This window comes from Ketobacter sp. (genome assembly GCF_003671495.1).
GTDB lineage: Bacteria > Pseudomonadota > Gammaproteobacteria > Pseudomonadales > Ketobacteraceae > Ketobacter.
On sequence record NZ_RCHN01000026.1, the window covers coordinates 1 to 8,707 of the forward strand.

At 52.0% G+C, this 8,707-nt stretch carries 8 protein-coding genes and 2 tRNA genes; 3 read left to right on the forward strand and 7 right to left on the reverse strand.

All coding sequences use genetic code 11. The features are described from left to right. Window positions 1–820 precede the first annotated feature (820 nt). The 5 genes from D9N14_RS13595 to gltX form a co-directional block, all read right to left on the reverse strand. Window positions 821–1,069, reverse strand: coding sequence for a DUF1272 domain-containing protein (locus D9N14_RS13595; RefSeq protein ID WP_317622623.1), 249 nt, complete (start codon window positions 1,067–1,069; stop codon window positions 821–823). Between the two features lie 861 nt (window positions 1,070–1,930). Beyond that, entirely contained in the window at window positions 1,931–2,284 is a 354-nt protein-coding gene (locus D9N14_RS13600; protein ID WP_290580566.1) for a hypothetical protein, read from the reverse strand. Window positions 2,285–2,356: 72 nt separating this feature from the next. Continuing rightward, window positions 2,357–2,432 (reverse strand) — tRNA-Glu (locus D9N14_RS13605). A gap of 24 nt (window positions 2,433–2,456) precedes the next feature. Continuing rightward, window positions 2,457–2,532, reverse strand: a tRNA-Ala gene (locus D9N14_RS13610). A gap of 115 nt (window positions 2,533–2,647) precedes the next feature. Then, window positions 2,648–4,135, reverse strand: coding sequence for a glutamate--tRNA ligase (gene gltX, locus D9N14_RS13615; RefSeq protein WP_290580568.1), 1,488 nt, complete (start codon window positions 4,133–4,135; stop codon window positions 2,648–2,650). A gap of 138 nt (window positions 4,136–4,273) precedes the next feature. On the opposite strand from gltX, the gene dusA reads away from it, so the two are divergent. Next, complete coding sequence (dusA, locus tag D9N14_RS13620) at window positions 4,274–5,302, forward strand: tRNA dihydrouridine(20/20a) synthase DusA (RefSeq protein ID WP_290580570.1); 1,029 nt, start codon at window positions 4,274–4,276, stop codon at window positions 5,300–5,302. Between the two features lies 1 nt (window position 5,303). Continuing rightward, a complete protein-coding gene (gene tal / locus D9N14_RS13625; protein WP_290580572.1) occupies window positions 5,304–6,257 on the forward strand; it encodes a transaldolase in 954 nt (317 codons plus the stop codon). 38 nt (window positions 6,258–6,295) lie between these two features. Here tal and D9N14_RS13630 read toward each other — a convergent pair whose 3' ends face one another. Further along, complete coding sequence (locus tag D9N14_RS13630) at window positions 6,296–6,853, reverse strand: STAS domain-containing protein (protein ID WP_290580574.1); 558 nt, start codon at window positions 6,851–6,853, stop codon at window positions 6,296–6,298. A gap of 62 nt (window positions 6,854–6,915) precedes the next feature. After that, window positions 6,916–8,112: a fused response regulator/phosphatase gene (locus D9N14_RS13635; RefSeq protein WP_290580576.1), complete on the reverse strand. Its 1,197-nt coding sequence runs from the start codon at window positions 8,110–8,112 to the stop codon at window positions 6,916–6,918. Window positions 8,113–8,364: 252 nt separating this feature from the next. Here D9N14_RS13635 and D9N14_RS13640 point away from each other — a divergent pair, with 252 nt between their 5' ends. Continuing rightward, window positions 8,365–8,676, forward strand: a complete 312-nt coding sequence (locus tag D9N14_RS13640) for a PilZ domain-containing protein (protein ID WP_290580578.1) — start codon at window positions 8,365–8,367, stop codon at window positions 8,674–8,676. Window positions 8,677–8,707: the final 31 nt, after the last annotated feature.

Genomic DNA, 8,707 nt, shown 5'->3' on the forward strand with positions numbered 1-8,707 from the left:
CAGACAACGAAGAATTAGCTAGCATAACGACGGCAGTATAAGCCTGCAGCCACAAATGAAGTATTCGAAATAGAACCTGACGCACTGCGGTACAGTAACCTGGATGCTTATCCGTACTTGAAACGCCCGTCACATCCATTCTTTTAAAAGGGGTTAACCTCAGTACGTTATAACGCTTTGGTAACGGGCGCGGCGTAGTGGAACAAACAAGTGGTAAAGTGAGCGCAGCGAACCACTTGTTTGTGGAACGTAGCTGCGTCCCGTTGACCAACTTGTTAGCACAACCGACCACTTAAACTGATGTTTTAAAATGAGACGACCAACTGCCCTGCCGTATTGCACACAGAAAATCGAAGCCCACCCTGAAATTACCACTTAATATAGCTTACTAAACCTACAAACGAACAAAATAGAGCATTATTGGTTTTTATAAAAATAATCAAACCGAACAATAAACTCACATAAAAAAATCAGACCACTAGTACCAAATGAATTTGGCACCAAGCAATACGAACTTTAGTTGGTATTGCCACCTGCCATAAAACACTTAGTGCCAACTAGGTGTTTTTACACTCAAAACCATTCAATGATTTTAAGTGAATTTACTCCGAAACTTTCTAGACTCCGATCTCAACCGTGCTAACGCCGCCATCAGGGGAGACACGTAGTGGAAGCATATTTTGATAAAATGAGCGTAGCGAATCAAAATATGCTGGAGCGTAGTGGCTTCCCTTGCATGGCCTTGTTATGCGCGCTGTAATATCTGGCCTATATTTGATTTGTAATTTAAATGTTTTTAACACTAAGAGCACAACTGAGCCTACGCTGTTTTTTGACATCCAGATGGGTTATAGACCCTAGCCAAAGAAGCAGGATTGGCTTTTAACTTCGAGGTAGGTCTCACCGGCCTCTGAACAAGACCACCTCCACAATTTGGGCAAATGTACTTCAGCGCATCCGCTGCACATTTCTCACAAAAGGTGCATTCAAAAGAGCAAATATATGCTCCATTCGAATCCGCAGGTAAATCTTTATCGCAGCATTCACATCCAGGTCTCATTTCCAACATCGTAGACTCCTGACTTATAACTAATACGTGGTCTATTCTCTTTTTTCTATATTTCAACTCTAATTACAATGCGTAAAACCGGACATCGCATAACACTGAGTTAAGTGGCACCGTGGAGCGGAGCTGGCTTGTGCGATAATTGGCGCAGCCAATGCACAAGCGAGCGCAGCGTAACGGTGTCCACTTGAACGACTTGTTAGAAACCCCAACGCGCGTTGTTACCATTGCCTATTTAAGACTAATCTACGCGATCGGAGCCGTTACTGGTAAAGCCTGAATTTAGTGGATATTGGAACACGCTTGCATTAAACGAACCTGATGCTGCGCATTGTTCCAAAAGTACCATTTTGAATACTGGAGCCTGCCAGGCAATACGTTGTGCACAGACTACCATTGCCTGGTTCGGTAAATCTTCATGCCAACAGACAACGAAGAAATAGCTAGCATAACGGCGGCAATATAAGCCTGCAGCCCCAGTTGAAGTATTCGAAATAGAACCTGACGCACTGCGGTACAGTAACCTGGATACTTATCCGTACTTGAAAAGCCCGCCAGATCCATTCTTTTAAAAGGGGTTAACCTCGGTACGTTCTAACATCTAATGTATTCCTTCCCACAAATAGTAAATTCCCTAAATCCAGGCAAGTTTCCATTTCTAGGATAAATTCAAATCTAACTGTCGTTAGCTGGGAAGAAATATAAGGTGACATTCAAAGGAAGGATTCAACCACATCTCCAGACACGCTACCGCCCCACCCTTCATGTCCGAGCGTCAGAAACTGGTTGAAATTTAGCTTATTGTAAAAACGATGTTCTCAAGAAAAAAGTGAATATTACCAATTTTGAGCCTATTCCAGGCATCTACCCCTGCCTGAGACGCTCCACCATGCCCAGCTTGACGACTTTGCCCAACGGTAGTCGCCATAGATCCGCCAAATGGTCATAAACCCCTCCTGCATCAAGCACTTGCTTACGGGCTTCAAGATCCCCTTTGGCGATAAACACCCCAACGGACAAGCAGCGCTCCTCGGGCGAAAGCCGGTACAGCTTGTTATGGTCAATCGGGCCTTCATCGACAATTAATTCTATTGTGGTATAGCGGCGCTTCTTCGCTTCGTCCTTGCGATATCGCACGCATATCAGGCGGTCCCCATAGCGCTCAGTCAGCTTTTTGGTACCGCTATCGCCAGGTCTGAGGGTTTTGATAACTTCCATAGGTCACTCCATGACAACTGTATGGATATATAGACAGTGAGGCGTTAAATATGGGCTGACAAGAAGGAAAGATGGCGTCCCCTAGGGGACTCGAACCCCTGTTACCGCCGTGAAAGGGCGGTGTCCTAGGCCACTAGACGAAGGGGACGCAACGTGAAACTGCGTCGGAATTTGGTGGAGCTAGGCGGGATCGAACCGCCGACCTCTACAATGCCATTGTAGCGCTCTCCCAGCTGAGCTATAGCCCCTTATCGGTTAACCTTCTGATATTGAAGCTGTTTTCGCTTCGTTTCAGAGAATCACCTGAAGAGGCTGCGAATTCTAAGGACGATCCGCAGACCTGTCAACAGTTTTTGGCCGATTTTATAATTCGAAGCCTCTGAACTCCTTTTCCCAGGCTTTGGTTTCTTTCTTACTGGGGCCACCCAGCAGATCAATAGCGTGACGCAGGCGCGCTCGGGTCATGTCCGAGCCCAGGATCACCATGGCGTCCATGATGGAGGGCGCGGCCGCGCGGCCGGATATCGCCACAAACAGCGGCATCATGAAATCCTTCATTTTCAGCTCCATACTTTGCGCCAGACCGCTCAAGCCCTGGCTGATGGTATCGCGATCCCAGCTTCTGGCGGCCTCAAACTGCCACAGGCTGTATTGCAGGATTTTTCTGACCTGAACCGCCTCCAGCTTGGGAAACTCGAACTGCTCTGGGGTAATGGACAGTTGGCCGGCCACGAAAAAGTCGGCCAGCTTGACGATATCCGAGAGCACTTCCAGGCGAGTCTGAATCAACGGCAGGATGGGCATCAGGTACTGCTCATTGAAGGCCCAGTCTTTCAGCTTTTCCGCCAGTTGCTGCGGAGTGCAGGATTCACGAATCCACAGCCCGTTGAGCCAGCTCAGCTTGGCGATATCAAACACCGGGCCGCCCAGCGACACGCGCTGGATATCGAAGTGTTCGACCATCTGTTGCAGGGTGAACTTCTCACTTTCGTCCGGCATGGACCAGCCCATGCGCCCCAGGTAGTTCACCACGGCTTCGGGCAGGAACCCCATTCGTTTGTAATAGTTGATGCTGGTAGGGTTCTTGCGCTTGCTGAGCTTGCTTTTGTCGGGGTTACGCAGCAGCGGCATATGACACAGCACCGGCATTTCCCAACCGAAATATTCGTACAACAGCTTGTGTTTGGGAGCCGAATTGATCCACTCCTCGCCCCGGATTACATGGGTGATCGCCATCAGGTGATCGTCCACCACGTTGGCCAGGTGGTAAGTGGGCATGCCGTCGCTCTTCATCAGAATCTGGGCATCCACCTGCCCCCAGTCCAGCTCGATGGTGCCGCGCAGCATATCCTGGATCTCACATTTGCCGTCGTCCTCCGGCACCATCATACGGATAACATAAGGGGCGCCGGCCGCCTTGCGCTTCTCCACTTCTGCAGCCGGCAGCTGCAAATCCGACGGTTTTAACGCAGTGTGCTTGCCCTCCGCTTTACGGGCTTCCCGCAGCTGATCCAGTTCCTCTGGTGTGCGATAGCAAATGAACGCATGGCCTCGCTCCAGCAGGAGGTCTGCGTGCTGCTTATACACTTCTGAGCGCTCACTTTGACGATATGGGCCGTAAGCGCCGCCCACATCCGGGCCTTCGTCCCAATTCAACCCCAGCCAGCGCAGAGAATTCAGAATCATGGCCTCCGATTCCGCCGTACTGCGCACCTGGTCAGTATCCTCAATGCGGAGGATGAACTGCCCCCCCAACTTGCGGGCAAACACCATGTTAAACAGCGCGATATAGGCGGTGCCGACATGGGGATCACCGGTGGGGGATGGAGCAACTCGGGTTCTGACTGACATTCGGGGTATCCTGTAAACAAGGTTCAGGGGCGCCATTATAGCCACTCACTTCAAAGGTAAAAAGAGCTGCCTTACAGTGCTATAATCGGTCCCCTTTGCCAGCCCAGTACGTATACGAGAGCTAAGTACCTCATTGATATGAAAGACAAAATCATCGACAGACGGTTCTGCATTGCCCCCATGCTGGATTGGACTGACTCCTATTGCCGGGGCTTCCACCGCCTGTTGACGCAGAATGCGGTACTCTACACCGAGATGGTGACCACCGGCGCCCTGATCTTCGGTGATGTGGATCGCCACTTGCGCTATCAAGCTACGGAACACCCATTGGCCCTGCAGCTGGGGGGCAGCGACCCGCAACATCTGGCGCAATGCGCCAAACTGGCCGAAGACTACGGCTATGACGAAGTAAACCTGAACGTGGGCTGTCCCAGCGACCGGGTCCAATCCGGCCTGTTCGGTGCCTGCCTGATGGCCGACCCGCAACGGGTGGCCGATTGCACTCAGGCCATGACTGAAGCTGTGGCGATCCCGGTTACGGTGAAGTGCCGCATCGGCATTGACCAGCAGGACGACTACGAGGATCTGCAGCGTTTTGTCACCACTGTGGCCGCCAGCGGGGTACAAACGTTCATCGTCCATGCCCGCAAGGCCTGGCTGCAGGGGCTCAGCCCCAAGGAAAACCGCGACATTCCGCCCCTCAATTACGAACGGGTGTATTTACTGAAGAAAGAGTTCCCGGAGCTGGAAATCATCATCAACGGCGGCATCACCCACCTGGATCAGGCCGAACAGCATTTGACCCGGGTGGACGGTGTGATGATGGGGCGAGCCGCCTACCAAAGCCCCTACTTGCTAAAGCAGGTGGATCAACGCATCTTTGGTAGCGATCGCGCCATTGCCAGCGACGCAGAACTGATGGAGAAACTCTATCATTATGCAGAGCAGCACGTGCAGAACGGCGCTCAACTCAAGTACCTGACCCGTCACATTGTCGGGCTGTTTCAAAACCGGCCGGGCGCCCGGCAATGGCGCCGCTACCTGAGCGAGAATGCATACCGCCAGGGCGCCGGCGTGGAAGTGATTCGGGCCGCTGCAGCCTTCATCCCCGATTTGTCATATGATACGGACATAATTGACCAAACGATTTCAAACACAAGGCAGTAATATGACCAGCAAACTGGAACAACTGAAAGCCATGACCACGGTGGTGGCCGATACCGGGGACATCGAGGCCATTCGCCGCTATCAGCCCATCGATGCCACCACCAACCCGTCCCTGCTGCTGAAGGCCGCCGCGATTGAAGACTATCGACCGCTGCTGGAGAAGAGCCTGGCGGATACCGCCGGTGCCAGCAGCGATCAACGCATTGCCCTGGCCAGCGAACATCTGGCAGTGAACATCGGCAAGGAGATTCTCGCTATTGTGCCCGGCAAAATCTCCACCGAGGTGGACGCCCGCCTGTCATTCGATACCGCAGCCACCATCAGCACCGCCCGCCGCATCATCCGCCTGTATGAGAAACTGGGCGTTGGCCGGGACCGCATACTGATCAAGATCGCCTCCACCTGGGAAGGCATTCAGGCAGCGCGTCAATTGGAACAGGAAGGGATCGAGTGCAATCTGACACTGCTGTTCAGCTTTTACCAGGCGGTCGCCTGTGCCGAAGCCGGTGCCACTCTGATCTCGCCCTTTGTGGGGCGAATTCTGGACTGGCACAAAGCCAATACAGAAACAAAGGAATACAGCCCGCAGGACGATCCCGGCGTGCAATCGGTTACCCGCATCTACCACTACTACAAACAACACGACTACAACACCATCGTCATGGGTGCCAGTTTCCGCAATATGGGGGAAATTGAGCAGCTGGCCGGCTGTGACAGACTCACCATCAGCCCACAACTCATGGGCGAACTGGAAGCGGACGGCGAAGAACTGACTCGCGCGTTAAGCCCAACCATGCCCCTGAAACCGGAGCAGAAAATCTCGCTGACGGAGCGCTCTTTCCGCTGGTTTATGAACGAGGATGCCATGGCCACCGAGAAACTGGCGGAAGGCATTCGCAACTTTGCCAAGGATCAAGTCAAGCTGGAAAGCCTGCTGCTGCAGGAAGCCAATTGATCGAATAGGATAAACGGGAACAGCCGCGGGAACGGGAACTAGCTGAAACGATGGACCTTGGTGTCGCCACAACAGAACGCGGGATCCGGTGACACCCCCTCTTCCAGAGGCTTTTCCAGCGCAGCCACCACGTTTTTGAAGGTCTCGTGGTTGCGTTCGTTCATGTCCATCAGGATTCGGTGCGCTTCCAGGACTTTCTCGAAAGCATTGCGCTCGTCACAGGGGACGTTGGGCATCTCCGACATGGCGGGGCTCTTTACCGGTTCCTCATGAACGATGTTGAACACCTTTTCAAAACCCATGGTGTCCAGAATCCGGGTGACGTCAGGTTCCGTGCTGATGATGAGCGGTTTGCGATGGAAACGTTTGCGGGTCTGGATGGCGATCTTGGCTAACAAGCCCAGAGCAGTACTGTCGATGATCTGGGTTTTGCTGAGATCAATCAGAACAGAATTTAATTGGGAGTCCTGGAACATACCCTCGATGAAACTGTCCAAAGTTGCGCAAATCGGAACCCGGATTTCACCAATGAGTTTCAGCACATAAGTACCCTGATGGACTGCGTACAGTGCTTTCCCGGTATTGGAATCAGCCATGGATCTACAAACTGCCCTGCTTCACCCGCATCCACGGGTCTAAATAAAGTCTACCCTGCCCCCTACCTTGGTGAGCAAGAAACCGTCATAAGCGCAATGTCATCGGGAACCGCATCTTGATTGCGTAAGTCCAGGTGATCTAAGAGCTGATCTATATTATGAATCCCCTTAGAAACGATTTCCATAAGGTATTGCTCTTTTTGTGCTACCGATTGTTGCGGCATGACCTCAAGTATGCCATCGGAAAAAACCACCAAATCGAAGCTTTCCCCCAGGCTAACCTCTTGATTTTCATAGGCCACCTCTTCAAACAAGCCAACCGGCAACCCACTCCCCTCCAATGCCAGTGCACCACCATTGGTCACCAGGACCGGCGGCGGAAAGTGCGCAGCGCTGCAATAAACCAGCTTGCGAGCGGCATAATCGATATAACCACAGAAAACGGCAAGGTGTTTTCCCAGCCCCAGTGGTAACAATTCATCATTGGCCCGTTTCAATATCTCCGCTGGCCGCAATGGCACTGGTTGCTCCCGGCTATAGTGTTGCTTGACCCGGTTGGCCATGGTTTTCAGCAGCACGGTGACAAACGCGGACGATGCCCCATGACCGGACACGTCCGCCAGGTAAAACCCGAGGCGATCCTGGCCCAGGCTGAAATAATCCACGAAATCCCCACTCAGATAGAGAGAGGGTATGATCTTGTACTCAATCTCAATATTGCCGTACTGCTTTTTGGCTTCCGGCAACATTTTCAGTTGCACCACGCGGGCAGCTTCCTGGTCTTCTTTCAACAGGCGCAAACTGTTATTCAGCTCCCGGTTGGTTTGCTCCAACTGTTCGCGGTAATGCTGGTTTTGAACCAACATGGCGTGCTCATCCAGGGCCCGCTTCACTGCGTGCAACAGGACCTCAGGATCGGAAATCGGTTTCAGCAGAAAGTCGGTTGCCCCCAGACGCAAGGCTTTGACCACATCGTTCATCTCCCCCGCATCGGAGATCATGATGACCTGGGTGCTGTATTCACTGGCTGTGATTTCACTGAGAACGGAGAGACCATCAATTTCGGGGGAGGCAACATCGCAAATCACCACCTGCGGGTGGTGTTCTGCCCAAAAACGTAAACCGGGCTCCGCTTCGCATTCGATGTGGACGTGGTAACCCTCATCGCGTAAACAACCGGAAATGTGAGCCTGCAGTTCTGACAACTGATCTATTAACAGGATAGTAATGTCATTACCCGGCTTCTGAGGGGACTTCATACTATAGGAATTCAACCCTGGTTCATGGAGACACGCTGAATGTGTCTGACATTCCTTTTGTAAGATTAAAAATTACTCTCAATAACGGGACATTGCAACCAGCGACTGCCGCGGAGCCCGTCTTTCGCCGCTAAATAATTTAGCAGTCTAAAAGATAGCGATATCTGATCGCTCTGATATACTGAACGAGACTTGCATGAGGTACATGCCCAAAAACACAATAATAAGGCTGAACATAGCGAGAGAGGACACATGGCTTTGTCAGAAAGATCCTACGAGGAAAAACGCGGCTTTATCCGCATGAAGGTTGACACCATGGTCACCTTCACCAAGGTGGATGGAAAAGAGCGCTATGAAGGGCGTTGCCGTAACCTGAGCGGCGCAGGAATGCTGCTGGAAACGGAGAAAAAACTGGAACCGGGCGACCGCTTGAGGGTGACCATCCCCTCTGAAGGACCGGACTTCTCACCGCTCGATGCGGTCGTGGAAGTGGTCAGGGTAACCCCCCTGCCGGACCTGCACTTCTTCAGGCTAGGTGTGGTAATCAAAAAGATTTGCAATTAAAAAAGAAAGGCCCAGTTAACTGGGCCTTTCT